Source organism: Tenuifilum thalassicum (assembly GCF_013265555.1).
In the GTDB taxonomy this organism is placed as follows: domain Bacteria; phylum Bacteroidota; class Bacteroidia; order Bacteroidales; family Tenuifilaceae; genus Tenuifilum; species Tenuifilum thalassicum.
This window is the reverse complement of the sequence record NZ_CP041345.1, coordinates 2,387,947-2,414,091: the sequence shown is the minus strand read 5'-3', so window position 1 is coordinate 2,414,091 and position 26,145 is coordinate 2,387,947. Positions and strand designations below refer to the sequence as shown.

Genomic DNA, 26,145 nt, shown 5'->3' with positions numbered 1-26,145 from the left:
CTGACGACTGGCTAGAAAAATATACTATATTTACAATTTTGAGTATTAAAAAATATAAGATGGGTTAAATTTGAAGAACGATTGATAAAAGTCAACATCATGTTAACCATAGATTATAAAGAACTTACCGTCTCGGATGGAATGGAAAATTGGGAGAGGGAATTAATAGAAAAGGCTAAAGATGCATTAAGCGGAAGCTATTCGCCTTACTCGCATTTTAGGGTTGGAGCTGCTGTGTTACTTGAGAACGGCGAAGTTATTACTGGAAGCAATCAGGAAAACGGTGCCTATCCCTCGGGTTTATGTGCTGAACGTGTGGCATTATTCTATGCAGGTTCAAAATACCCAAACGTTCCTATTAAGGCAATGGCTGTTGTGGCATCAAGTGGCGATGGTATTACTAAAAACCCTATTTCACCTTGTGGAGCCTGTAGGCAGGTGATGCTTGAATATCAAAATATTTCTAAAAAGGCATACCCTGTTTATATGGTAGGTGAAAATAAAATAATTAGGGTGAGTGATGTTAAAGATCTTTTACCGTTTAGCTTTACTAACGTTGACGATGTAGATAATACGAAATAATTATAACGACGATACTATTTTCTTTAAGGTGTTGTTAGGAATGTAGCCTTCAGTATCTTCAGAGTACTCGGGCTTGATCCTTTCAACAAAGTACATCTCAATTTCGCCGATATTTTTAGCGGGTATTTTACCTCTAGGGGTACAAACAAAGTAATCTTTTATGTAGTTGTAAGTTGTTTCGGATATGTTGATTTTACCTGGCTCGCATGCAGTTTCCATTCTGCTTGCAACATTTACTGTGTCGCCCCAGATATCATAAGCAAACTTGTGCTTACCAATTACACCAGCTATAACGCTACCTGTATGAATCCCAACTCTGATAGCCCAGATTGGTTTATTGCTTTTAGCGTCTTGTTTTGCCTTCTCTTTTACAAACTGTTGTAGCTCAAGTGCTGCAAGAACAGTATCGAAAGGGTGACTATGATTTGACCTAGGTACCCCTCCAACGCACATGTACGCGTCTCCAATTGTTTTGATTTTTTCAATGTAGCGTTGCGTAATAATTTCATCAAATGCCTCAAAGTAGCTACTAAGAACATTTAAAAAATCGATAATGTTTTCATAGGTTTTGCTGATTTTTGAGAATCCTACAAAATCAGCAAACATCACAGATACTTCTTTGAACTTCTTTGGCTTGTAAAACCCCTTCTTTTGTAATGCATTCGCTACCTCTAATGGGAGAATGTTTAGTAGCAGAGCTTCAGTTTTTTGTTTTTCTTCGGCAAGTAATTCCGATTGCTTTTGAATTTGCAATTGTTGCTCTTCTAGTATCTTATTTGCTTCTTCAAGACTTTCGGTAATGGTTTGTAAATGTTCGTTTTTGTCAGCTAAGTTTTTTTCTATGATTTTAAGATCTGTAATATCCATTTCTATGGCTACAACATGGCTGAGGTTTTGGAGATCGTCAAAAACTGGGGTTAAGCTGGTTTGTATAAATTTTGTTTTTCCGTTGGGTGTAACCCAATTGCTTTCGTAAATTACATACTCTCCATTTAAACAACGTTTAAACGCGTCGGCGGTTTTTGCACTCACATTACTTGCAAAAAGATTATCGCCAAAAACCGATTTAAAATAATCAAGTGTGCATTCGTAGAGCCTTTTAAACCCCTCGTTAACCCAGGTGATTTCTCCTTTGCTGTCAATTATGATAACTGAGTTCCCTGCTTGGCTTATAGCAGTAGTAATGCTGTCGAAATGGGATGAAAGGGTTTTTAACTTTTTAAGCATACGACCACGTTGTATGCCAACCATTGTCCTTTGAATAAGCTCAGGAGTATTTATAGGTCTGCCTATAAAATCGTCGGCACCAGCATTAAAGATTTGTTGTACAATTTCAGGTTGCAAAAAATCTACAATGGCAAGAATGGGAATGTCCGCAGATTTAGGATCTGCTTTTATTATTTTGAGAATGTCAGTTGATGCACTATTTTCAAAATGGATGTCATATAGAATGAGATCAGGATCTTCTTCACTTATAAAGGATATGATGTATTCAATATCTGTTATTTCTTTGATAGTAAACTCATCCTCAACGAGGCTGAAAATCCTATAAATATCAGTTTTTAGTTGTTGGCTACCGCTTGCTAAAAGTACCTTGTATGGCATTTCGAAAGTTTATATGACCAAATTAAATGAATTTGAATTATATGCAAAAATATTAAAAGTATTTTTTTATGAAGGTTAACAAGTTAGCTGTCTTCTTGCATTTCGTCAAGCAGTTTTTGAACATCTTGTTCTGTTTTGTAGAGCTTTTGTTTACAGATTTTTAATAGGTCCGAGGCCCGTTTGATTTTGCTTGTAAGCTCATCTATATCTAGTTCATTCGATTCAATCTGGTTTATAATCTCTTCTACTTCTTCAATAGCTTCGTTATACTTTATATTCTTTGTTGCCATAAGCTAATCGTTTTTTAAGGTTAAAGTTATAGTAAATGTTGTTCCTTTTCCAATAGTGCTTGCAACCTCAATCTTACCACCGTTTGCCTCTGTAAATTCCTTGCAAATAATTAGACCCAATCCCGTGCCGCTTTCTGAGTTTGTGCCCTTGGTTGTGTAACCATCCAGCTTGAATAGCTTGCTAAGGTTCTCCGGTTCAATGCCAACACCTGTGTCCGATATTTTTATTTTTAAGGAATTCATCTCTTTCGATACGTCAACCGATACTTTCCCTCCGCTTGGTGTGAATTTGATTGCGTTGCTAAGCAGGTTTCGAATTACGGTTAAGAGTGTATCGTAATCGGCAATTAACTTGTAGGGTTCTTTAATGGAATGCTGAATTTGAATATTCTTTTCCTTTGCGGCAATTGATGCCACAGCGATGGCATCGTTGATAAGATTCTGAATATCAATCTTAGTTGGTGCTAGTTTGATTCTGCCCGACTGGCTTTTCGCCCAGTGAAGCAGGTTCTCTGTCAGCATCAAAATGTTAGATGCCGATAGGTAAATGTTATGGCTATAGTCTTTTACTTCTTCTATTGATAATTCATCTGCCTTTTGTGATAATATTTCAGAGAACCCTAAAAGACCTGTGAATGGGCTTCGTAAATCGTGAGCAATTATTGAAAAGAGCTTGTCCTTCGTTTTAATGGTTTGCTCTAATTCTTTTCTATATCGATTTAATTCGTTGTTTATACGTGCGAGTTCGTCGTACTTTTCCTGTTGGAATTGGCTTAACTTCTTTTTTTGGATATAGAAGAAAACAGTTGTTGCCGCAATGAACAGAAGAAGCAGAACTATGGTTATTAGAAAGTTGCGTTGTGCTTTTTGCTTTTTTATCCGTTCCTTATCGAGTTGTACCTTGGTTCTTAAAGATTCAACTTCAGCTTCTATCAGTTTAATTTCATTTTTTGTCTTATCAAGCTCAAGATTAATGTGAGCTTCAAGGTTTGATTCGTTATGCTTTGCATTTTCAATACTGTCTTTTATGCTGATATGCTTCTGATAGTATTCCAGGGCTTTTTTGTAATTTTCTTTCTTGTACTCTAGCTCGTAAAGTGACTTAAATCCATATGCAACAAGGTAAGGGTTTTTAATTTTCCAACCTGTACTAATTGATGTGTTTATGAAGTTATAGGCAAGTTCAAAGTCTTTCTTTATTGTATATATCTCGCCAATCTTCCTGTAACACAGAGCTTCGCCAGTTGGATTTGCTGAGCTTTTGTATTTTTGGGCAGCATTAGTGAAATGCCTTATTGCTAAATCGTAGTTCTTGGCTTTCTTCTCAACATTTCCAAGCGTGTTATAGATATCTGCAAGTACTTGGTTCTGGTTATTCCTGATAGCAATTTTTGCTGCTTGGCTTGCCGTGTTTCTTGCTTTTCGGATATTTCCCCAGTCTAAATAAGCCTGTGCAATATTTTTTAAGATGCTGGTTAATAAAATGTCATCACCTTTCTTTTCGCTGAGTTCTAGTGCTTTCTGATACGCTGCGATAGCCTGGGCATAGTCTTTTTTATCAAGATAGATGTTTCCAAGGTTGCGGAAAACATATATTTTAAGGTCTGGCTTAACTTCTAGATTTTCTAAAGTTTTTTTGGCATCTAATGCGTACTTGAGAGCGTTTTGTGTTAATCCAAGGTTTCTGTATACAAGTGCTATGTTTATCATAGATTTGGCAATATCTTCGGCTTTGCCATAGGATTGCCTTATTTTAAGGGCTATTAAGTATTGTTTTAGTGCCTGGGCGTAGTTTCCAAGTTGAAGGAATGTGTTACCCATATCCGTTTGCGTGTTTGCTTCGGTTATTGGGTCTCCAACCTCTTTGGAAAGGTTTATAGCTCTTTGAAGAGCTTTTATAGCATCGTCGTTTTGCCTTAGTTTAAGATATGTTCGTGCCAGGTTACTGAGGGTTTTTATACACGATTGCTTTAAATTTAGTTTTTCTCTAAGGGCTAAGCTTTGATTGTAGTATGAGAGAGCTTGTTTAGGACGAGAAAATTTTATGTAAACACCTCCGATAATATTTAGAATTTCAGCAATTTCGCTTATTTTGTTTGTCTTCTGTGCTAATAACATCGCATCGTTTAGCTGAGTAAGTGCTTTGTCAAAATCGCCTAGCTCTCTATATATCAGGCCTATGTTTTTGGTTATTGAAATTATTTGGCTAGTATCGAGCAGATGTTCTGCCGCTATAAGTCCTTCATAGTATGATTTTAGCGCATCTTGATATAAACCAAAATAGAATTGTGTGCTTCCTAGGCTTTTATAACTTTCAGCTAGTTTTGTATTGTACTTTTTTGCAAGAGCAGTGGCCTCATTTTTTTTCTCAATAGCCTCCTTTGATCGCCCAAGCTCTTTGTATATGTCGCCGTAGTTCAAATAGCATTGGATTATATTTTCTGGTTTTTTAGTTCTAAGCGATAGCGTTTTTGCTTTTTCTATAACCTTAAAGGCTTCGCTATAGTTTCCGCTTGTAGTAAGTATCGATGATTTAGTTAGCATGGCTGAAATAGACCAGCTATAGTTTTGCATTGAATTGGCAATGTTAAGAGCTGTGTCTGCATGAGCCAGTGCATCATTTGTTAGCCCAATCCCCTTTTTGTAGTCGCTCATTGCTATATGATAGCTAAATGCTAGGGTATCGTTAGGGTTATTTTTGAACTGAGTGAAAATTTTATGACAGTAAACGGCAGCTAGTTCGGGGTTTTCTGTAGAATAAATTTTGACCTGATTCACTATGCTGTCTGTATTGAAATCTGTTGCATTAAGATGCTTGAAAAAAAGCATCTGAGCAATTATGTTTATTAAGATTATTGCTTTATGCATACTTTGCTTTAAGTATAATTACCTAGCAAAGTAAAAAAAAAAAATGTATGTGACAAATTGATATGATTAGGCTGTAGGAAGAGTAAAATGGAATTCACTTCCTTTGCCCCTGGTGCTTTTTACCCAGATTTTCCCATTGTTCTTTGTTACAAATTCATGGCATAGCAACAGTCCTAGTCCTGTGCCAGATTCGTTTGCTGTGCCTTTTGTGCTGTGCGAACCATCTAAAAGAAATATTTTATCTAGATCTTCTTTGCTTATACCTACACCTGAGTCTTTAATGATTACTTCAGCTTTTTTTGGCTCCTCGGTTGATTCGCGTAGAGTAACTTCTACCTTACCTCCAATGTCGGTGAATTTTATAGCGTTGCTTAAAAGATTTCTTATTACAGTTGCAATAGAATTTTTATCGGCAAAAACCGATTTGTTTAGGTTATAATTCGTTTTGATAACTATATTCTTTTTTTCAGCATTAGCACTTAAAGTTGAAATTTCTTGGTTGATGATTGGTTCAAGCTTGAAAATTTCAGGTATGTAGTTAATGCTTCCTGTTTGAGTTCTAGTCCATTGTAAAAGGTTATCTAAGAGTTTATAAAGGTTTTTAGAAGATTCTGATATTACAGAAATATACTCTTTCTTCTCGTTATCAGTAAGATGATGATAGTTGCGTTCTAAGATGTCGCTAAATCCAATTAATGCATTAAATGGGTTTTTTAAATCATGTGCGATGATTGTAAAAAGTTTGTCTTTTGTTAGGTTTAGTTCTTTTAAGTTTGCTTCAGATTCTTTAAGTTTTGTGTTAATTATATTGAGTTCCTTATTTTTTTCAGCTAGTTGCCTATTCTTTTTTCTGATGATATATAACACCAAAGTGGTACCTATAAAAATAATTGCTAGTAAAAGTGTAAGAGATATTAAAACCTGCTGAACATTTTTTTGCTGTTTGTATTGTAGTTCCTTTAGCTCAACATCTTTCTTTAGGAGTTCAATTTCTTTTTCTTTTGCCTCTGTTTCATATCTAGTTTGCATCTCGGTGATGCTGGCAATTTGCTGTTGCGTATAAAGGGAGTCGGTGTAGGCCAGTTCAATGTTCTTATGATAGTAAGCTTTTTTGAAATCTCCTTTCTTTCTATATAGCTCAGAAAGTAGCTGGTGCGTTTCTAGTTTGTAGGATATCTCTTTAACATCCTTTATCAAGGTTAAAGCTCTTTTGAGAGTTTTCTGAGCTAAAGTTAGGTTGTTTTTTTTTAGGTAAATTGCTGCAATATTGTTTAAAGTGTTAAAAATAGCATCTTTTTGGTTGGTGGCTTCTGATATTTTTAAGGATCTGTAATAATTAGTGAGTGCACTTTCGTATTCTTTGATACTAGAGTTAAGGTATCCAATATTATTATACGCTGTTGCTATGCCTGAAGAGTCCTTTAACTTTATTGCAAGCTCTAGGGATTTATTATAGTACTCTAAAGCTTTCTGTACTTGCCCTTTTTCGTCATAAATAATACCAAGGTTGTTATATGCAGATTGCATGCCATAAAGATTATTGCTTTTTTTCCATTCTTTAAAGGCAAGCGAATAATATTTCTCCGCTAGATCAAAATTTTTAAGTAGTCGGTTTAAAGAGCCTATTCTGTTATAAATATTTGCCTTTTTATCGTCTAGGTTATGAGCATTTGCTATACTGAGTGTTTTGAATGAGTATTCTAACGCTTTGTTTTTATTGTTAATATCGGTATAAATGCTTATGATTCTGTTATAACTGTCTAGCTGAGATTCATAATCATTTGCTTTAGAATAATAATCAGCAGCTGTTTCAAAATTGACAATAGCATTGTTTATTTTCTTTTGATCCCGATATAAAAGACCAATGTTATAGTAGGTATCAGCAATTTTTGTAGGATTTCCATTACGCTCTCTATGCTCTAATGCTTTCTGGTAATACTTTAAAGCGATGTCGTATTTATATTTAATGGCAAATGCATTCCCTAAATTATTATAGGCCTCGCCAAGAGCAGCGTCGCTTCCGTCTTTCTTAGCTTCTAGCAATGCCTTTTCAGCATAGTATATTGATGAATCGATATTTGAGTTCCAAAAGGAAACAGAGATCTCTTTTAGTAGATTAACCTTTCTTATTCCATTTGTAGTGTGCAATAAATTTTTTAGGCTGTCGATATTTGTGGAAATGGTTTGCGAAAAAACAGCAGTTGCCAAGAGTACTAGGGCAAAAAGTGCGCTCGTATTTTTAAAAGTTCTATTCAATACTGTCTTTTTAAATTGATTAAACTTTACTTTTTACTTCACCGTCATGAAAAATAGTTGTGATTATGTCGTTGGTTTTAATGCTCTTACTACTTTTTACAATATTACCATTTATTTTTGTTATTGTAAACCCTTTTTTTAACGTGTTTATAGGGTCCAATGTTGCTATCATTCTGTTTAAAAAATCTAACTTTTGTTTATCCTTGTGAATTTTAGCTAAAAACGTTTTACTGATGTTTTTGTTTAATGCTTCAATATGTTGATAGCGATTATTAATAACATGCCGAGCCAATCCATTTAACGATTCGTTTAGCCTACTAATAAGCGATTTACTTTTAAAAACTGCAATCTTTGTTGAAGAGAATAGCTGTTCAGACAAGCTGATAATGGCATGCTCCTCTTTTTTTAGTTTTAGCTGGCAAAAGTTATTGAGATGAGTAGTAATTTGGATTAACCTTGAACTCTCTTTTTCTAATGTCTCGCTTGCAACATCTTGTAGGCGTTCTTTAAGGTTTAAGTAGATGCTTTCAGCTTCGGCGATAGCATCAATAAGATACTCAGCCAACGCAGTAGGTGTTTTAACCGCTTGGTATGCTACCATGTCGGCAATACTTTTGTCCTTTTCATGACCTATACCTGTTATGATAGGAAGAGGGAACTGTGCAATGTGGCTTGCAAGTTCGTAGTTGTCGAAACATGAAAGGTCTACCGTTGCACCACCACCCCTGAGAATTGCAACAGCATCAAATTCGTCAATTCTGTCGTTAATTCTGGTAAGGGCATCGATTATTGATCGCACGGCTTGCTCGCCCTGCATGGTTGCTTCGAATAGAGTTACATCAAACTTGAAATTTTCTTTGTTGTTTTCGAGTTGGTCAATGAAGTCTTGATAACCAGCTGCTTGAGACGAAGAGATAATAGCAATTCTATTTGGTAGAATGTTAAGCGATAGCTCGCGGTTCATGTCAAATACACCATCAGCTATGAGCTTATTAATGGTTTCGCGTTTTTTGAGTTCTAAATCGCCAATAGTGTAAGTTGGTTCTATGTCGGTAATGTTTAGGCTGTACCCAAACGATTCATGAAAGGTAACCTGTGCAAGTACCATTACTTTAAGGCTGGAGGTGAGTTTTATTCCAGTAGCTGATTCAAAGTATGGCTTTAGCATTCGATAGGTATATGCCCAGATTGTTGCCCTTGCCCTTGCTACAATGCTATTTGAGTTTTCATCTTTTTGAATTAGCTCCAGGTAGCAGTGCCCCGAGTTATGTTCTTTTATTTCGCTAATTTCACCTATAACCCAGTATGGGCTTGGAAAATTCTCCTTAAGCCTTTCTTTTACAAGATTGTTTAATTCCAGTAGAGAGTATGTTTGCTTTGTCTGCTCCATTTAATATTTCATACATTTTGTTGTGAGCTGATGCTTACCGTTAATAACTTTTATTATGTATAATCCCTTAGGGGCTTCATTTGAAATTTTTATAGTGATATAATTGTTGTCATATTTTTGAAATGATTTTGAAAAGATTTTTGTTCCGAGTGAATTATATATCGATATTTTACCATTAAAAGCTGGACCTGGTAACGAAATATTGATTTCGTTAAAGAAAGGATTTGGCCATACCTTTACTTCAGAGAAATCATATTCTTGCGAAAAAGTTAATGTTTGAGCAAAATCGGGGATACCATATCCATAAGTGTTGTCGGGAGCTGAATACCTTGATGAAATATCTTTTACTTTTTCAACAATTTTTTTAGCCGTTAACGAAGGGTTTGACTGCCAAAAGCATGCTACCAAACCAGCCATTATTGGAGCAGAGAACGATGTGCCATTATTAGTTCCAATACTCCCATCATTTGCTGCAACTACCGAATTAACTCCCATGGCGCAAACATCAGGTTTTATCCTACCATCAGCAGTTGGTCCTCGTGAACTAAACGATGCAATTGTTTTGTTGGCATCTACTGCACCAACGGTCAATACGTTTGGGGAATCGGCAGGTGCTGAGATGTAATGCCATGGTTTGCTTCCTTCGTTGCCAGCGCTTACCACTACCACCATGCCCTTGCTAGCTGCAATGTTGGCTGCAAGCGTAATTGGTGTGGTTTGCCCATCTAAGTCTTGGTAGGTGTGGCTTTGCTCTTGTACATCGAACTCAGTATAGCCCAGCGATGAGTTTATTATGTCAACACCAGCACTATCGGCAAGTTCCGCTCCAGCAGCCCAGTTATACTCCTCTATGAGCTGTTCTGTGTTTGCATCTTCGGTTCTAATAAGCCAGAAATTAGCTTTTGGGGCGGTGCCTATTAGCATGCCATCGGCATATCCTCCTATGGTAGATAAAACCATGGCTCCGTGGTAGTGCTCTGCAAATATGTTTGAAGAGGGGTCGACAAAATCGCGAGTACCTAAGATTTGTTGATTAGCCCAAAGGCTATCAAAAGCATAGTGTGTGTTAACATTTAAAAATCCAGCATCAAGAATAGCAATTGTAATTCCTTCGCCTAGGTAACCGTTATTGTGAAAAAGGTGACCATTGTGCATCGCTATTTGGTTGAATGAAATCCCGTAATTTAATGATGTTGATTGCTTTTTTGTCTGTAAAACTTCACTTGCTGTTTTCCAATCAGTGTTAATTTGTTTCTGCGATTTAACAGGTTCATAGATTTTTGTGATGCTTTTAACAAAGGGTAGGTCTTGTATGCTGGCAATGTTGTTTGGGTCAACGGTAGCAACAACACCGTTAAACCATTTTAAAGGGTAGTGAATGGTGGTTGTGAGGCTGGCGAGCTGTTCTATATATGTATTGGAGACAGGTAAGTCTTCTTCTGTAATAGGGATGTTTTGTGTTGTTCTCCTTTCAATTGCTCTGCTTGAGAGAAACTTTTCGGGATTATCAAGTGAGTAAAGGTTGTTTTGCTTGTCGGTAAATGCAATAAAATATTTAGTTTGCCCCAATAACGGGGAAAAAGCGCATTGGAAAATAATTAGAAGAAGTGTAGTTTTAATAAATCTTTGTTCCATCATTTAGAATGTGGTTAGTATCCAACTCCACCTGAGTTAGAAATGTCATTAATATCGGGTTCTTTTATTTTACCTGCATTTTTAATTAATGAGTTTAAGTAGTCCGATTCCTTTTTTACAAGTTCGTCAAAATTTTCAGGTATTCCTTTTTTGTATTTAATTTTTTGTGTTAGGGTTCCATCTTCGGCATACAACTTCCATTCTCCTTCCTTTAGCCCTTTTACATAAAGACCTTCCACCCTAATATTACCGTTTGGATAGTAAACAGTCATTTTTCCATCAATAGTCCCATTTTTGTATGGTATAACCGATTTGTTTTGCCCATTTTCAAAAAATAAAACTAAAACGCCATTTAGCTTACCATTGCTATACATGGCCGATTCTTTTATTTTTCCAGATTTGTAGTAACTTTTTGAGCGGCCATGCTTTAATCCATTACTATATCGCTCCTCATATATTACGTTTCCTTTTGAGGAGTAGTACTGCCAAAGGCTGTCCTTTTTTTGATGTTTGTAAAAACCTGTTGATATTTTGATTCCAGAGGTGTTGTAAAATGTAACTTTTACTATTGGAGAATTTTCTGTGTATTCGAGTAAAGCCTTTAAAACTCCATTCTCGTGATATCTTTTAAATTCACCTACTGGTTTGTCATTTACAAACCATCCTTCATAAGCCATTTTCCCATTGCGATAATGCTTACACCAGTATCCTTGCTTACGATTTTGGTTGTCTAGCTTGTTGATTTCTGTGTTGCTTTGCGAAAAAGCTACAAATGATAAAATAATAAACGATAGAGTGGTAAGTTTTTTCATCTCAACTACTTTAATTTACAATGCAAATATATTGTTTAGAACCATAAAGATATAAAAAAAGGCTGCCTTTTTAGACAGCCTCTTTTTTTAGTGTACCTAAAGTGTTAGGTTATTTAACTTCTTCAAAATCAACATCGGTTACCTCTTGGTCGTTGTCAGACGAAGAGTTGCTGCTACCTGCGTTAGCCTGTTGTCCTGGGTTAGCATTTGCTTCGGATTGAGCTTTGTAAATCTCTTCCGATGCTGCTTGCCATGCAGTGTTGAGCTCATTGGTTGCTGTTTCAATAGCAGCCAAATCTTGGCTCTTGTGAGCTTCTTTTAGCTTGCCTAGTGCAGCCTCTATAGGCCCTTTCTTATCGGCAGGAATCTTATCGCCAAACTCTTTAAGCTGTTTCTCAGTTTGGAAGATTAAGCTATCGGCTGCATTGATTTTTTCGATGCGCTCTTTCTCTTTGCGGTCTGCTTCCTCGTTGCGTTTTGCTTCTTCACGCATGCGCTTGATTTCATCTTCTGAAAGGCCAGAGGAGGCTTCAATCCTAATCTTTTGTTCTTTACCAGTTCCTCTGTCTTTAGCTGTTACATGAAGAATACCATTAGCGTCGATGTCAAAGGTAACTTCAATTTGAGGAACGCCACGTGGGGCAGGTGGTATTCCATCGAGGTGGAAGCGACCAATGGTCTTGTTGTCTTTAGCAAGCGGTCTTTCACCTTGTAGAACATGTATCTCTACTGATGGCTGGTTGTCTGCTGCTGTGGTAAACACCTCAGTTTTCTTGGTTGGTATTGTGGTGTTGGCCTCAATTAGCTTTGTGAAAACTCCTCCGAGTGTTTCAATACCTAATGAAAGAGGTGTTACGTCAAGAAGTAAAACATCTTTAACCTCACCAGTTAAAACACCTCCTTGAATAGCAGCACCAACTGCAACAACTTCATCTGGGTTCACGCTCTTATTTGGTTTGCGGCCAAAGAATTTCTCAACAACCTCTTGAACTTTAGGAATGCGGGTTGAACCACCTACAAGTATCACTTCATCAATGTCTGATGGCTGTAAACCAGCATCGGCTAAGGCTTTTTTACAAGGCTCAATTGTACGCTGTACAAGATCGTCGGCAAGTTTTTCAAATTGAGCGCGGGTTAAAGTTTTTACAAGGTGCTTTGGTATGCCATTTACAGGCATGATGTAAGGAAGGTTAATTTCGGTTGAGGTAGTGCTTGAAAGCTCTATTTTGGCCTTTTCGGCAGCTTCTTTCAAGCGTTGAAGAGCCATTGGGTCTTTACGTAGGTCAACACCTTCATCTTTTAGGAACTCTTCGGCTAACCAATCTATAATTACTTGGTCAAAGTCATCACCTCCTAGGTGAGTGTCGCCGTTAGTTGATTTAACTTCAAATACACCATCACCAAGTTCTAGGATAGAGATGTCAAAAGTACCTCCACCAAGGTCATAAACTGCAACTTTAAGGTCTTTGTTTTGCTTATCTAGACCATAAGCCAGAGCAGCAGCAGTAGGCTCGTTTATAATACGACGTACTTTAAGCCCAGCAATTTCTCCAGCCTCTTTTGTGGCTTGACGTTGCGAGTCGCTAAAGTATGCAGGTACAGTGATTACTGCTTCGGTCACTTCTTGGCCCAAGTAATCTTCGGCAGTCTTCTTCATTTTTTGAAGAATCATTGAAGATATTTCTTGGGGTGTGTATAACCGGCCATCAATATCCACACGTGGTGTATTGTTATCTCCTTTTACTATTTTGTATGGCACACGTGGAATCTCTACCTGTGCAACCTTGTCGTAAGTTTCTCCCATGAAACGCTTAATGGAGAATATGGTTTTTTGTGGATTTATAATGGCTTGACGTTTAGCAGGATCACCAACTTTGCGCTCGCCGTTGTCAGTAAAAGCAACTACAGAAGGGGTAGTTCTTTTTCCTTCACTGTTAGTAATAACAACCGGCTCGTTACCTTCCATTACGGCAACACACGAGTTGGTTGTTCCTAAGTCGATTCCAATTATTTTGCTCATTGTTTCAAATTTTTTTATTTGGTTACTTAATTTATTTCTCAAATTTGTCGCTGTTAAATGTTCAATCTCTGTGCCATTTGGGTTTGGTACTAAAAATGTGTAAAGATGACAGTGTTTTTAAATCATTCTTATCAAATTGCTGTCAGGTTTTGTCTTTGTTGTCATGCTTTTATCGGTTTGAACTGCCTACCATGCAAGGGATATATGTGGTAGTGTCGTTTTGGCAGTAGTTCTAATTTTCATAATTTAGCTGATAATAACTGAAATAATACCTTACCTTTGAGTGATAAAATAAATTGAGATGTCATCGGAAAGTAAAGTAAAGGTTGTCACCACTCATGTACTTCATGAGATGAAGCTAAGAGGGGAAAAAATAGCCATGTTAACGGCATACGATTATTCAATGGCCCGTATACTCGACGCTGCAGGGGTTGATGTTTTGCTTGTTGGCGATTCTGCATCGAATGTCATGGCTGGTCATATATCTACCCTTCCTATCACGCTTGACCAAATGATTTACCATGCTAGCTCAGTAGTAAGGGCCGTAAAGCGTGCGTTAGTTGTTGTTGATATGCCCTTTGGGACATATCAAGGCAATTCTAAATTAGCGCTGCGGTCTGCTATTCGAATAATGAAGGAAAGTGGTGCCGATGCTGTTAAAATGGAAGGTGGTTCTGAAATTATTGATTCTGTCGAAAGAATTCTTTCGGCTGGTATTCCAGTTATGGGACATTTGGGCCTAACCCCTCAGTCAATCCATAAGTTTGGAACCTATGTTGTCCGTGCTCGAGAGGAGGCAGAAGCTAAAAAACTTATTGAGGATGCTCACCTGTTAGAGGAAACTGGATGTTTCTCAATTGTTTTAGAGAAGATTCCGGCTAAACTTGGTGCTCAAGTTGCCTCTGAGTTGAAAATACCTGTTATTGGTATTGGAGCTGGTAATGGTGTTGACGGTCAGGTACTAGTAACACATGATATGCTTGGTATTAACCAAGAATTTTCTCCAAGGTTTTTAAGGCGATACCATAATCTATATGCTGAGATGATGGGGGCTTTTCAAGCCTATATAAACGATGTGAAATCTCTTGACTTCCCTAACGAAAAGGAACAATATTAGTATGGCAGAAAAGATATCGTCCGACAGAATAATATATGAAGATAACCACTTTATTGCAGTAAATAAAGAATGCGGTGAGATAGTCCAGTCCGATAAAACTGGCGATGTCCCTCTTATTGATAAAGTAAAGCAGTTCATTAAGGAGCGCGATTCAAAGCCAGGAAGGGTTTTTCTTGAGGTAACCCACAGGATTGATAGACCTGTTAGCGGAGTGGTGCTATTTGCTAAAACAAGCAAGGGCTTAAGTAGAATTAATAATCTGTTTCAGGAAGGCAAAATTCAAAAGAAATATTGGGCCATAGTAAAAAATATGCCACCAAAGGATTCCGATACGCTTGTTCATTACATTCTTCGAGATAGTAAAAAGAATAAATCTTATGCCTATCATCGTGATGTGAAGGGCTCAAAAATTGCAAGACTAGAGTATGAACTGGTTGGTAGGACACAAAACTACTACTTGCTTTCTATTAACCTAATTACTGGCCGTCATCATCAGATTAGAGCCCAACTATCCAAGATAGGCTGCCCAATACGTGGGGACTTAAAATATGGGTACCCTCGTTCAAATCCTGATGGTGGTATAAATCTTCATTCCAGAATTTTTGCTTTTACGCATCCCATTAGCGGTGACGCTATCAGAATAGTCGCTGATCCTCCCAATGATAAGCTATGGGAGCAATTTATGTTGTTAGGTGTTGATTTATAGTAGTTAGAAATGGTTCGGTTGATTCGTTCTCTTGGAATATTTTTGTTGCTTACAGGTTTTTTCACGGCTGCATTAGCCCAGAAAAAGATTTCTCGTGAAGAGTATATAAGTAGGTACTCTTATATTGCCATTCAAAATATGAAAAAATATGGAGTTCCAGCAAGTATTACTCTTGCTCAAGCTCTACTTGAGAGTGATAATGGCAATAGTACTCTTGCAGTAAAGGCAAACAACCATTTTGGCATAAAGTGTCATAAAAACTGGAAGGGTGGGAGAATCTATCATGATGATGATAGGAAAGGAGAGTGTTTTAGAAAGTATCGTAGTCCAGAGCAATCATTTACCGATCATAGCCTTTTCCTAAGGGGGAGCAGTCGCTACGATTTTCTCTTTAAACTAGATCCCACAGATTATAAGGCGTGGGCACGTGGTTTAAAGAAGGCTGGATATGCAACTAACCCAAATTATGCTAATCTTTTAATTCAAATTATTGAGGATAATCAGCTGTACCGATTCGATAAGGGCGTTGATGTTAAGGTTTCGCCTCCATCTGACTATCTGGCAGATGTTGATAGCTATAGTGTTGATATCTATAATAGCAGAAAAGTTTTTGTTCGAAACAGAATAAAATACATTGTTGTTAAAGAGGGCGATACCTTTGAGTCCTTAACAAAGGATTTAAGTTTGATGCCATGGCAACTATATAAGTATAACGATTTAACAAAAGACTCAACGCTAAGAGAAGGTCAAGAGCTATATATTCAGCCAAAGCGTCGGCGTGCGGATAGGTCGCATCCTGTTCATACCGTTGAACCAGGTGAAACAATGTATTCTATATCACAAAGGTTTGGGGTAAAGCTAAAACATCTTTACAGGAAGAATAGAATGAAACAAGGTGAAGAACCCGAAGTTGGGGATGTAATTTATCTTAGAAGAAAAAAGCCTTTATAACATTTCGATAAGCTCTGTGTTATTTAAGCCTCGAAGGAACTCGTCAACATTCATCGCTTTCTTTCCGGCTACCTGAATTCTTTTTAAAGAAAGGACTCCGTCTGAGCAATTTACATTTATGAAACTTTTGTGGTCTGTTGCTATTGTTCCTGGTTTTGCTGAGGGGTGAAAATTGGTTTTTTCAGCGGAGTATATTTTTATAGATGTGGTTGATTCTACATCACCCTTTTTAATTTTTAGCTCTGACCAAGCTGCAGGGTAGGGCGAAAGTCCCCTTATATGGTTGTATATCTTTGATACAGGACTATCCCAATCTATCTTGCAAGTCTCCTTGAAAATTTTTGGCGCCGATTTAATTTCACCCTCAACTGATATTTGGCTTTGCGGAATAGGTTTATAATCACCTTTAGCTAAAAGATTAATGGTTTCTACAACCAGTTTTGAGCCAACTAGCATTAGCTTGTCATGTAGTTCCCCTGCTGATTCATCTTCAGAAATAGGTACAACTTCTTGTAATAGAATGTTGCCTGTGTCAATCTGTTCATCAAGTAAAAAGGTAGTAACGCCTGTTTGTGTTTCTCCGTTAATTATTGCCCAGTTAATTGGTGCGGCGCCTCTGTATTGAGGGAGAAGCGATGCATGAAGGTTAAATGTTCCAATTTTAGGTAGTTGCCATACTTCCTTTGGAAGCATCCGGAATGCAACAACAACAATAATATCGGGATTTATCTTTTTTAGCTCGTTAATAAAATCTGGGTCTTTTAATTTTGAGGGTTGAAGAATAGGTAGGTTCTTTTCCTGTGCGAATGTTTTAACTGGCGATGGTTTAAACTTTAAACCACGACCTGCTGGCTTGTCGGGTACGGTTACAACAGCAGAAACATTATAGCCAGATTCTAAAATCTCTTTTAAGGGTTCAACTGCAAAGTCGGGTGTCCCCATGTAAACAATGCGAGGGAAAGTTGCTTGTGGCATTTGAACTAATCTTTTTTGTGATTAAACAGATTAATATGCCCCATGCGCTCATGTTTCGTTTTTAGGTAGAACTCGTTGAAAGGATTTGGGGGAATTACTAGGGGAATATTTTCCACTACTTGAAGCCCGTAGCCTTCAAGTCCAGTCATCTTCTTCGGATTGTTTGTTATAAGGCGCATTTTTTTTACACCAACTTCACGTAAAATGCTAGCGCCAACCCCATAGTCGCGCTCATCGGGTTGGAAGCCAAGTTCCACATTCGCATCAACCGTATCCAGTCCTTCCTCTTGAAGCTTGTATGCGTGTATCTTGTTGAATAGTCCTATTCCCCTACCTTCTTGGTTGAGATAAACAAGTACTCCTTTACCCTCCTTGTCTATCATCTTCATTGCTTCGTGAAGTTGAGGGCCGCAATCGCAGCGGTAGGAGCCAAATATGTCACCGGTTACGCATGATGAGTGTACCCTAACCAAAACAGCCTCATCGGGTTCCCAATCTCCTTTTATTAGAGCAACGTGTTCCAACCCGTTCGACTTTTGCTTAAAGGGAATAAGAGAAAAATCGCCAAACTCGGTTGGTAGTTTTACCTTTACCCCTTTTTCAACAATACTGTCGAATCTTAACCGATAGCTGATAAGGTCTTTGATTGAAACTATTTTCAAGTTGAACTTTTGGGCTACCTCCATTAGTTGTGGAAGGCGGGCCATAGTACCATCATCATTCATTATTTCGACCAAAACACCGCCAGGTGTTAAACCGGCAAGTTCTGTAAGGTCAACGGCTGCTTCGGTGTGCCCCGCCCTACGTAGAACTCCTTTCTCTTTGGCTCTTAAAGGAAAAATATGGCCAGGGCGTGCTAAATCCTCGGGTTTGGTTTTAGGATCAACTAAGGCTTTTATCGTTTTTGCTCTGTCCGATGCAGAAATGCCAGTTGTACATCCATGGCCAATTAGGTCAACAGAAACAGTAAATGCGGTGTGGTGTAATGCTGTGTTCCTCCCTACCATTAGCTCTAAATCAAGCTCGTCGCAACGTTTCTCAGGCAGCGATGCACATATTAAACCACGGCCATGTTTGGCCATGAAATTTATTATCTCTGGGGTAATCAGTTCGGCAGCAGCTATAAAATCGCCTTCATTTTCTCTATCTTCATCGTCTACTACTATTATTACCCTGCCATTTCGTAGCTCTTCAAGGGCTTCGTCAATTGTGTTTAATTTGATTTCTCTATTGTTTGTCATTACGCTGCCTGTTATTTCCTTATTTTTTTAACTCTGCAAAATTAGTTTATTGATTCGAATTTTATTCTACAACTTATCAACTTTTCGGTTTGCCTTTTCCCACAAATAGTTCTGTTTCCCTCCGAGATATCTTATAAATCCTTCAAACATTGAAATGTTCATCATAAAACCATAATAAGGCAATATAATGATTGGAGGAACAGATTTTTTGTTCCTTAATATAAAGCCTACTAAAACCCAAAGGTAAAATATACCGAATAGGAACATTGAAAATATATAAATAGCATTTAACTCATTTTGCATGGCTATAATGAATGCGTTAAGAACAGGAAGAAGAATCAAGAAGGGAGGAACAGCAATCCATCTTAATAGTTTATGAGATATGAATTTAAAACTTACGTCGATGTTTTGTTTTGATATCAGGCTTGAAAGGTGCCGGCTTAATAGCTGGAAACTTCCTGCTGCAATCCTGATTTTTCTTTTTCGCTCATCTTCAATGGTCAATGAGCCAGATTCTTGAGCAATTGCATTGGGCTCATATTTAATTTGGTAACCCTGTTCAATTATTTTTGACGATACAGCAAAATCATCTAGTATTGTATCTGAATCGATTGTTTTGAAAAGTTCTGTTCTAATTGCATAAAGTTCCCCTGCACCCGATATTGTGGTCCCAGTGCACGATTCCATTTTTTTCAAAAAGGACTCAAAAATCCAGTAGAAACCTTCACCCTTTGATGCCGATGAATCTTCTTTGCTCCATTTCACCATTTTCCGCCCTGCAACACAACCTACTTTGGGGTTTGTGAAGTGTTTAACTAAATCTTTTACTGAATTTTTCGAAAGTGTTGTGTTTGCATCGGTTAGAATTACAATGGGCGTATTGATTTTCTGTACGGCGTTGTTAAGCGACTCTGCTTTCCCAAGTCGTTCTTTCGTTGTAATTAGCACGATATCGCTATGTTTCTTAAGAAGGGTGAGTGTTTTGTCTGTGCTGCCATTCTCAACCCAAAGCTGAGTAATCTTGTCTTTGGGATAGTCTATCTGATTGTTGTTTTCTATTTTTGATTCTACATGATTCTCTTCGTTGTAGGCAGCGGTTACAATTGTAACGGGAGGGAGTTCAGAGTTGTTATTATTTTTGTTGCTGCTGGCTAAAACTTTTTTAAGAGCGCAGAAAGAACCTAAAAGAAGAGGGTAACCAAAATAGGTGTAAGCTATTATAAAAATTCCAGTCCAGAATAGATATTCAATTATCATTGCAATATCTTTTCGTAAAAGTTAGTGAGCTCATGCGCCAATTTTACTGCATCGAAATTTGATTTGGCATACTCCAATGCGTTTTTGCCAAGCTGTTTGCCAAATGAGGGGTCGTTAATAACGGAGCATACAGCGTGTGCAAACTCTTCTGGTTTATCAGCAATAAGAAGATGTTCCTTGTGTTTCACATCTATACCTTTAACCGCAATGCTAGTTGCTATTATGGTTCTATTAAGGTGCATGCCTTCTATTATTTTAATCCTAAGACCGCTACCAGAGAGTAGTGGGACTATCATTATTGGGCATCTACTTAAAAATGCAGAGGCACTTGCTACCTGTCCATGAAAAATAATATTACGCTCAATCATTAATCGTTCAGCAAAATCCTCAGGCGCATTCCTTCCTGCAATGTGAAATTCAATTCCAGGAATTTCTGCTTGAATTATAGGCCATACCCAATCTAAAAACCACTTAAGCCCTTCGATATTTGGTAACCAATCGAGTGCTCCAATATAGCAAATGGATGGAAAATCAACTGGGTCTGCGTCACTAGTAATATCATCAGTAAAGTAGCCAACAGGAATTGTGATTGATGGTTTGGTGAAACCGTTATTTATAAACCATTGCCTGTCGGGTTCAGTAATGGACACTAAGGCATCAACCATTTTTGACAGCTTATGCTCTATTCGAGCAAGGCGTTTGGCTAAGAATTTAAAGTAGAGCTGCCTTGGCTTACTATTCTCATTTTTTTCAATTTTATCCCAAATTTGATGCTCTACGTTGTGTGTTCTTATGGAAATAAGGCCTTTGAAGTGTCTCCTTATCGTTTTTAAATAGGGGTAGAGGTATAATCCTTCAATCTGAACAACTTGGTAGTCCTGGTTCTTGAGGTTTTTTATTAGCAGCCTTTTGAACGATAGGCTTATATATCGTTCGATGTTGTATGGTCGTTTAGAAAAAAGAAAGTTTCTAATGTAGCCTGGGATATTTGTTTTTATAGTAGTGTGAACAATCTCAAAGTTTATAAGATTTTGAATATGGTCGGGTATTATGTCAAGGGAACTAGGATGTTTTTGAGAGCTAAGGGTAAGTACAGTTACCCTATTCCCTGCTTTTGCTAGTCCAATGCACATGTTTAGTGTGGCTAAAGTGCCTCCATCAACAGGGGGGTAGGGTGGTTTGTGTGAAATAACTAAAATATTCATTGTGGGTTTTACGCTTTTAAAAAAAACTTCAAGATGTTTAGCACTTTCTTTATTTTGTCGATGTAAAAATCAGCATTCATAATAACTGAATCGGTTGTTGCCTTATATGAAAGGAATATGCCTAGTGGTAAAAGGATGAACGATGAAACCCACATGCCTAGATTTGGGTCCCAAATCAGTTCACGGGCAAATTTCTCACCAGTTAGATTAATTATATAGTAGAAGATGAAGAATATAACCGAAATAACAACAGGCGTTCCTAATCCTCCTTTTCTAATTATTGCACCTAAAGGTGCTCCAATGAAGAAAAAGACAAAGCATGCAAACGATAGGGTGAATTTTCTATTCCATTCTATCTTATGTCTAGCAATATACTTTTGCTTGTAGTAAAACTCATCCTTTGACGATGAAATATAGCTTTTAGTTGATCGCGCATTATCGATGGCGCGTTCAATGGCTCTAATTTTTTCTTCTGGTTTTAACGTGTTGTACAAAGAATCAACATCTAGTTTTATCTTGACTTTTTTCGTAGAGTCGCGATTTAGCCAGTAAGGATTTCGGAATATGCTATTACGAATTATATTTTGCGAGAATAATTTTATTTGGGTATTAAAAGCTTGTTTTAAAGAATCTTCAACTTTTTGAAGCTGTTTTATATTTTGGGTTTGATAGCTATCTTTAAAAAAGTTCTCATCGGCGCGTTCAAGCTTAAAACCTTTTAGTTCAAAAATCAGTACTTGCTTTTCGAATTTTTGGTGTTGGGCGGGCAACTTCTGCTTTTGTTGGTATAAATTTTTGCTTTTATCTCGAACTTCTTTGTATGTGTTTCCATTAAATAGTGTTGCAACTAAGAATTTTTGGTCTGCCGTTGGTTGCATATACCCAGAATCGGCATAAGTAACAGTGGTGTTGGTGTTTTCGTTTTTGTGCTCATAAATTAATATTCTACGCAATAGACCAGTCTTTTGGTCTCGTTCACTAACCTTAATGCTGTATCCTTCAATCAAATTAGTGAAAACGCCTTCCTTGATTATGAGTTCAGGTTTCTGTTGTTTTACAGAATAGAGTAATGTTGATATTTTTAGATTTGTGTAAGGCAAAACATTGTTGGAAAAGAAAAAGGCGCCAATACTAATTGCTATAGTTAATACGATAAGCGGCGAGAGGATTCGAGGTAATGAAATTCCAGCGGATTTCATGGCTAACAACTCATTGTTCTCACCAAGATTTCCCATGGTCATAAGCGACGCCAAAAGAGTAGCAAGTGGAAGGGCCATAGGCACTAAACCCGCCGAAGCATATAAGAGCAACTCGGCAATCACATCCCATTCTAACCCTTTCCCGACAAGGTCATCGATGTATCGCCACAGAAATTGCATAAGAAGTACAAACATGGTAATGAAGAAAGTCATTACCAGCGGCCCAATATAGGACTTAAGAATAAAGCGATGAAGAGTTTTCACTTAAATCTCATTTTAAAACACTACAAATGTAATGTTTTTAAACGAATGAGAAAGTGATAAAGTTTGGAGTTTGCCTATGCGCCAATCAATCTTTTAAGTTCGCCAATTTGGTGATTCCAGAGCGATATAGTCTCATCTACATCCTCATCATCTGGAATCTCTTCTATGACTGTTAACGACGTTTCGCCTGTGAGCTCATCAGTTTGCAATTTGAAAATAAGCATTCCTTCGCTTTCATGCTCATCGTCGTTTAGCCACTTGAACTTAACACATTTGTTTTCTTTTTTGTCAACAAGTTCGGCCTTTCTTGTATCGCCATCCCAAAAAAATGTGAAAATGTTACCTGATAGGTTAACATCGTCGGCAAACCACTCGGAAAGTCCATGTGGCGTGCAAAGCCTCTTGAAAAGTATTCCTGGAGATGTGTTTATCGGAAATTCGAGTTCCACCTTATTGCCTGTTTTTGTCGTCCCTTTCATATACAAACATTTTAATTTAAATTTTCCCTTAAGTGGAAAACGGTACATTATGACTATTAAATAGCTTTCTTGCAATTTATAAAAAGAAATTAAATATCAATGTGTTCGAATTGTTTATTTATCAACATCTTGTGTTTAAAACTCAAAATTTGGAAAAAAAGTATGTGTTTTATTGGAATAAAATATTTTTTTGTTTTTAAAAAATATCTATTTTTGCACCGCAAAATTTAAAAGGGTACGACTTAAGTACCTCAATAAATGATGGCGAGGTAGCTCAGTTGGTTAGAGCGCATGATTCATAATCATGAGGTCGCCGGTTCAATCCCGGCTCTCGCTACAAGGTTTGAGGCTCGCAAACAGTAAAGGTTTGCGGGCTTTTTTTATCGGATGCTGGTTCCAAATACTGGACTTTTATGTGATGAGTTTGACAGGTTGGGGAACCAGGTCAAAGGGGAAAAGGAAAGAGCGTCCCGATGCAATCGGGAAGGTCGCCGGTTCAATCCCAGCTCTCGCTACAAGGATTAAGGCTCGCAATCGATAAAGGTTTGCGGGCTTTTTTTATCGGGTGCTGGTTCCAAATGCTGGACTTTTATGTGATGAGTTTGACAGGTTGGGGAACCAGGTCAAAGGGGAAAAGGAAAGAGCGTCCCGATGCAATCGGGAAGGTCGCCGGTAAAATTCTAACTTTCAGAATCGAAGATGTTACCCATTTTAGTAAAAAAGTTTTCAAGAATCTCATGCAACCTTTTTTTGATATACTTAGAATATAAAATGACTAGGTATTATTAATGATTTCCTTAAAAAATCTAAAGTAATAAAAATGTGTTGGTAGTTCGTTTTGATGATGAAAATCATCAAAAACTATTAGCACTGCCCAAAAAAATGTATTATGTTGCTTAATCTAAAATGACTTATAGCATGAAGCCAAAGGGTAAAATTCTTGTTGTTGACGATTCCGAATCGATATTAGCAATTACTTCAGATATGCTTCAAAGCGAAGGGTATGAAATAATAAAGGCAAAAAAAGGTTTTGAGGCTCTGGAACTACTTTCAAAACACAATCCCGATTTGGTATTACTCGACAAAGTGCTCCCCGATTTGGACGGTTTTGAAGTATGTAGGGCAATTAAGAAAATGAAAGGTTATGAAAGCATTCCAATAATTTTTCTTACTGCAACATCGCAATCTGAAGCAATAGTTGAGGGTTTTGATATAGGGGCTGTAGATTATGTTGTTAAGCCTTTTCAAAAAGCAGAACTGCTAGCAAGGGTTAGAACTCATGTCGAACTATTCCAACTTAATAAAGACTTGGAGGCCAAAACAATTGCTTTACAGGAGAATGAAGTGAGGCTAAAATCACTTATCGCTACTAAAGAAAAACTCTTTTCAATTATCATTCACGATTTGAAAGCACCTCTTTTTAATATAAAGCTGATTAGCGATTTGTTGTTTGAAAACTATGGAAAGAAAAATTTCAGAAAGGTTGATGAGCTCCTAACATACTTAAACGAAAATACAGAAAGAGTAACTGGGCTTATGGAAAATCTTGTTGATTGGGCAAAAATGCAAATGGATACTATTTCCTTTGAGCCAAAGGTAATAAATCTTAATGAGGCTGTAAAGGAGACGGTAACACTACTGGAATCTATAGCAACTAATAAAGGTGTGAGCATTGCCAATCAAATCGACCCAGAAATAAAAGTTTATGCCGATTTTAATCTTCTTTCTGCTGTGCTGCGGAATTTGGTGTCAAATGCTATTAAGTTTTCCAAACAGGGAGGGGTTGTTAGGATAAGTTCAGCTGTTAATGCAGATAAGATGGCTGAAGTAGCTGTTTCTGACAATGGGATTGGGATTGAACCCGATAGGCTAAAAACTTTGTTTGGAATAAAAACACACAACTCCACTGAAGGTACAAATGGAGAAAAGGGCTTAGGGCTAGGCTTGTCGGTATGTAAGGAATTCGTCGAGATAAATAGAGGAACAATTTGGGTTAAATCCGAAGTTGGCAAGGGTAGTTCCTTTCATTTTACAATTCCCCGTGCATAAAATAAGTGTGCTAGACTATATTTATCTTGATTCCCATTACTTCAATAGTATCGCCAACTCTAATTTTGGCTCGCTTTCTGCTTTCTATCTTTCCGTTTAGCTTGACAATTCCATCTAAAACCATTTGATGCGCTTCTCCACCACTACTGGCAATTTTGCAGTCCTTTAATAATTTGTCAAGCTGGATGTATTCCGTTTCTAACTTGTAGTCCATGTTGATATTTTTTTGCGAAAATAGAAAGATAATTTGAACCGATTACAATTCTTATTTTGTATTTTTCGATGTTATGATTAAGTTTACTGAGGTTGCCAGGATAGCCGAAAGGTTGGGGTTTCACGATTTTGGCGTGAGCCGTGTAAAGCCATTGGAAAGTACAGAGTTGAACGACTGGTTGAGCAAAGGATATGCTGCCGATATGGGGTACATGTCGCGTAACCAGGAAATCCGTTTAAATCCCGAAAGGCTGGTGCCTAATGCTAAATCAGTTTTAAGCGTTTTGCTGTCGTACAACACTGGCGATAAACCGGTAAATCTTATTCCTCCCAAAATTGCCAGGTATGCTTGCCGGGAAGATTATCACGTTTTTTTTAAGCAAAAGTTATGGCAATTTTTAGTTGATCTGAGAAAAGAGTTTGGCCCCATTAATGGTAGAGCATTTGTGGACTCTGCGCCAGTGCTCGAACGTGAATGGGCCTCGATGGCAGGTTTGGGTTGGGTTGGGAAAAACTCAATGCTTATCAACCGAAAGTTGGGGTCGTATTTTTTTATTGGTGAGCTAGTGGTTGATGTTGAGGTTGAACCATCGGATAGAGTTGAAAAAAACAGGTGTGGTAGTTGTACAAAGTGTATTGATGCTTGCCCAAACGGGGCAATAGTTGAACCAGGAGTTATTGATTCACGAAAGTGCATTTCTTATATCACCATTGAAAAGAAAGGTTTGCTTTCAAACGAAGACATCGATATGTTATATGGGTGGTGCTTTGGTTGTGATATATGCCAGGAGGTTTGTCCTTGGAATAAAAAGGCACAAAAGGTAGAGGACGAGCAGGGACAATCAAGCTTTGTAGGACTTAGCGCTAGTGATATTTTAGAAATGGATGAAGAGGGTTTCAATTCAAAGTTTAGGAAATCGCCATTACTTAGGGCAGGACATGCTAAGGTTTCGGATACCATAGCGAAAATTATTAGAAGAAAAGAGGAGTAGGGGAGTAAATCTTTTTTGTTATTAGAGGATTTTGAAAGC

21 protein-coding genes and 1 tRNA gene are annotated in these 26,145 nt (G+C 37.5%); 7 read left to right on the top strand and 15 right to left on the bottom strand.

What is annotated here, in order from left to right; genetic code table 11:
- Positions 1–99: 99 nt before the first annotated feature.
- Complete coding sequence (gene cdd / locus FHG85_RS09995) at positions 100–582, top strand: cytidine deaminase (protein WP_173075451.1); 483 nt, start codon at positions 100–102, stop codon at positions 580–582.
- Here cdd and FHG85_RS09990 read toward each other — a convergent pair whose 3' ends face one another.
- The 8 genes from FHG85_RS09990 to dnaK all read right to left on the bottom strand — a co-directional run bounded on the left by FHG85_RS09990 (position 583) and on the right by dnaK (position 13,458).
- Positions 583–2,187, bottom strand: a complete 1,605-nt coding sequence (locus FHG85_RS09990) for an adenylate/guanylate cyclase domain-containing protein (protein ID WP_173075449.1) — start codon at positions 2,185–2,187, stop codon at positions 583–585.
- Between the two features lie 83 nt (positions 2,188–2,270).
- Positions 2,271–2,477, bottom strand: coding sequence for an exodeoxyribonuclease VII small subunit (gene xseB, locus FHG85_RS09985; RefSeq protein WP_173075447.1), 207 nt, complete (start codon positions 2,475–2,477; stop codon positions 2,271–2,273).
- Positions 2,478–2,480: 3 nt separating this feature from the next.
- Positions 2,481–5,306 (bottom strand): tetratricopeptide repeat protein, encoded by a 2,826-nt coding sequence (locus FHG85_RS09980; protein ID WP_173075445.1) that lies wholly within the window; start codon positions 5,304–5,306, stop codon positions 2,481–2,483.
- Between the two features lie 105 nt (positions 5,307–5,411).
- Positions 5,412–7,601, bottom strand: coding sequence for an ATP-binding protein (locus tag FHG85_RS09975; protein WP_173075443.1), 2,190 nt, complete (start codon positions 7,599–7,601; stop codon positions 5,412–5,414).
- 19 nt (positions 7,602–7,620) lie between these two features.
- A complete protein-coding gene (xseA, locus tag FHG85_RS09970) occupies positions 7,621–8,991 on the bottom strand; it encodes an exodeoxyribonuclease VII large subunit (protein ID WP_173075441.1) in 1,371 nt (456 codons plus the stop codon).
- Positions 8,992–10,629 carry a S8 family serine peptidase gene (locus tag FHG85_RS09965; protein ID WP_173075439.1) on the bottom strand — a complete coding sequence of 546 codons (1,638 nt, stop codon included), beginning with the start codon at positions 10,627–10,629 and terminating at the stop codon, positions 8,992–8,994.
- Positions 10,630–10,640: 11 nt separating this feature from the next.
- Positions 10,641–11,438 (bottom strand): toxin-antitoxin system YwqK family antitoxin, encoded by a 798-nt coding sequence (locus FHG85_RS09960; RefSeq protein ID WP_173075437.1) that lies wholly within the window; start codon positions 11,436–11,438, stop codon positions 10,641–10,643.
- A 109-nt stretch (positions 11,439–11,547) separates the two neighbouring features.
- Positions 11,548–13,458, bottom strand: a complete 1,911-nt coding sequence (gene dnaK, locus FHG85_RS09955) for a molecular chaperone DnaK (RefSeq protein WP_173075435.1) — start codon at positions 13,456–13,458, stop codon at positions 11,548–11,550.
- Positions 13,459–13,759: 301 nt separating this feature from the next.
- On the opposite strand from dnaK, the gene panB reads away from it, so the two are divergent.
- Genes panB through FHG85_RS09940 form a run of 3 tightly spaced genes read left to right on the top strand, consistent with a single transcriptional unit; the run spans position 13,760 to position 16,232 of the window.
- The gene (gene panB / locus FHG85_RS09950) at positions 13,760–14,575 is read left to right on the top strand and encodes a 3-methyl-2-oxobutanoate hydroxymethyltransferase (RefSeq protein ID WP_173075433.1); all 816 of its coding nucleotides are present in this window, start codon (positions 13,760–13,762) and stop codon (positions 14,573–14,575) included.
- Position 14,576: 1 nt separating this feature from the next.
- Entirely contained in the window at positions 14,577–15,281 is a 705-nt protein-coding gene (locus FHG85_RS09945; RefSeq protein WP_173075431.1) for an RluA family pseudouridine synthase, read from the top strand.
- A 9-nt stretch (positions 15,282–15,290) separates the two neighbouring features.
- Positions 15,291–16,232, top strand: a complete 942-nt coding sequence (locus FHG85_RS09940; protein WP_173075429.1) for a glucosaminidase domain-containing protein — start codon at positions 15,291–15,293, stop codon at positions 16,230–16,232.
- Here FHG85_RS09940 and fmt read toward each other — a convergent pair.
- The 6 genes from fmt to FHG85_RS09910 all read right to left on the bottom strand — a co-directional run bounded on the left by fmt (position 16,227) and on the right by FHG85_RS09910 (position 22,852).
- Positions 16,227–17,207 carry a methionyl-tRNA formyltransferase gene (fmt, locus tag FHG85_RS09935; protein ID WP_173075427.1) on the bottom strand — a complete coding sequence of 327 codons (981 nt, stop codon included), beginning with the start codon at positions 17,205–17,207 and terminating at the stop codon, positions 16,227–16,229. The two genes, FHG85_RS09940 and fmt, sit on opposite strands and share 6 nt — an antisense overlap.
- Before the next feature lie 5 nt (positions 17,208–17,212).
- On the bottom strand, positions 17,213–18,448 hold the full coding sequence (locus tag FHG85_RS09930; protein WP_173075425.1) for a bifunctional 3,4-dihydroxy-2-butanone-4-phosphate synthase/GTP cyclohydrolase II: 1,236 nt from the start codon (positions 18,446–18,448) through the stop codon (positions 17,213–17,215).
- Between the two features lie 66 nt (positions 18,449–18,514).
- A complete protein-coding gene (locus FHG85_RS09925; RefSeq protein ID WP_173075422.1) occupies positions 18,515–19,705 on the bottom strand; it encodes a glycosyltransferase family 2 protein in 1,191 nt (396 codons plus the stop codon).
- Entirely contained in the window at positions 19,702–20,910 is a 1,209-nt protein-coding gene (locus tag FHG85_RS09920) for a glycosyltransferase family 4 protein (protein ID WP_173075420.1), read from the bottom strand. Before FHG85_RS09920 ends, FHG85_RS09925 begins: the two co-directional genes overlap by 4 nt.
- Positions 20,911–20,918: 8 nt before the next feature.
- Complete coding sequence (locus tag FHG85_RS09915; protein WP_173075418.1) at positions 20,919–22,373, bottom strand: LptF/LptG family permease; 1,455 nt, start codon at positions 22,371–22,373, stop codon at positions 20,919–20,921.
- Between the two features lie 74 nt (positions 22,374–22,447).
- The gene (locus FHG85_RS09910) at positions 22,448–22,852 is read right to left on the bottom strand and encodes an START-like domain-containing protein (protein ID WP_173075416.1); all 405 of its coding nucleotides are present in this window, start codon (positions 22,850–22,852) and stop codon (positions 22,448–22,450) included.
- A 263-nt stretch (positions 22,853–23,115) separates the two neighbouring features.
- Here FHG85_RS09910 and FHG85_RS09905 point away from each other — a divergent pair.
- Both FHG85_RS09905 and FHG85_RS09900 read left to right on the top strand, forming a co-directional pair.
- Positions 23,116–23,189: transfer RNA gene (locus tag FHG85_RS09905), tRNA-Met, on the top strand.
- Between the two features lie 581 nt (positions 23,190–23,770).
- On the top strand, positions 23,771–24,901 hold the full coding sequence (locus FHG85_RS09900) for a hybrid sensor histidine kinase/response regulator (protein ID WP_173075414.1): 1,131 nt from the start codon (positions 23,771–23,773) through the stop codon (positions 24,899–24,901).
- Positions 24,902–24,911: 10 nt separating this feature from the next.
- On the opposite strand, the gene FHG85_RS09895 is transcribed toward FHG85_RS09900, so the two are convergent.
- The gene (locus FHG85_RS09895) at positions 24,912–25,115 is read right to left on the bottom strand and encodes an RNA-binding S4 domain-containing protein (RefSeq protein WP_173075412.1); all 204 of its coding nucleotides are present in this window, start codon (positions 25,113–25,115) and stop codon (positions 24,912–24,914) included.
- Positions 25,116–25,188: 73 nt separating this feature from the next.
- Between FHG85_RS09895 and queG the strand changes: the two genes are divergently transcribed.
- Positions 25,189–26,106, top strand: coding sequence for a tRNA epoxyqueuosine(34) reductase QueG (gene queG / locus FHG85_RS09890; protein WP_173075410.1), 918 nt, complete (start codon positions 25,189–25,191; stop codon positions 26,104–26,106).
- Positions 26,107–26,145: the final 39 nt, after the last annotated feature.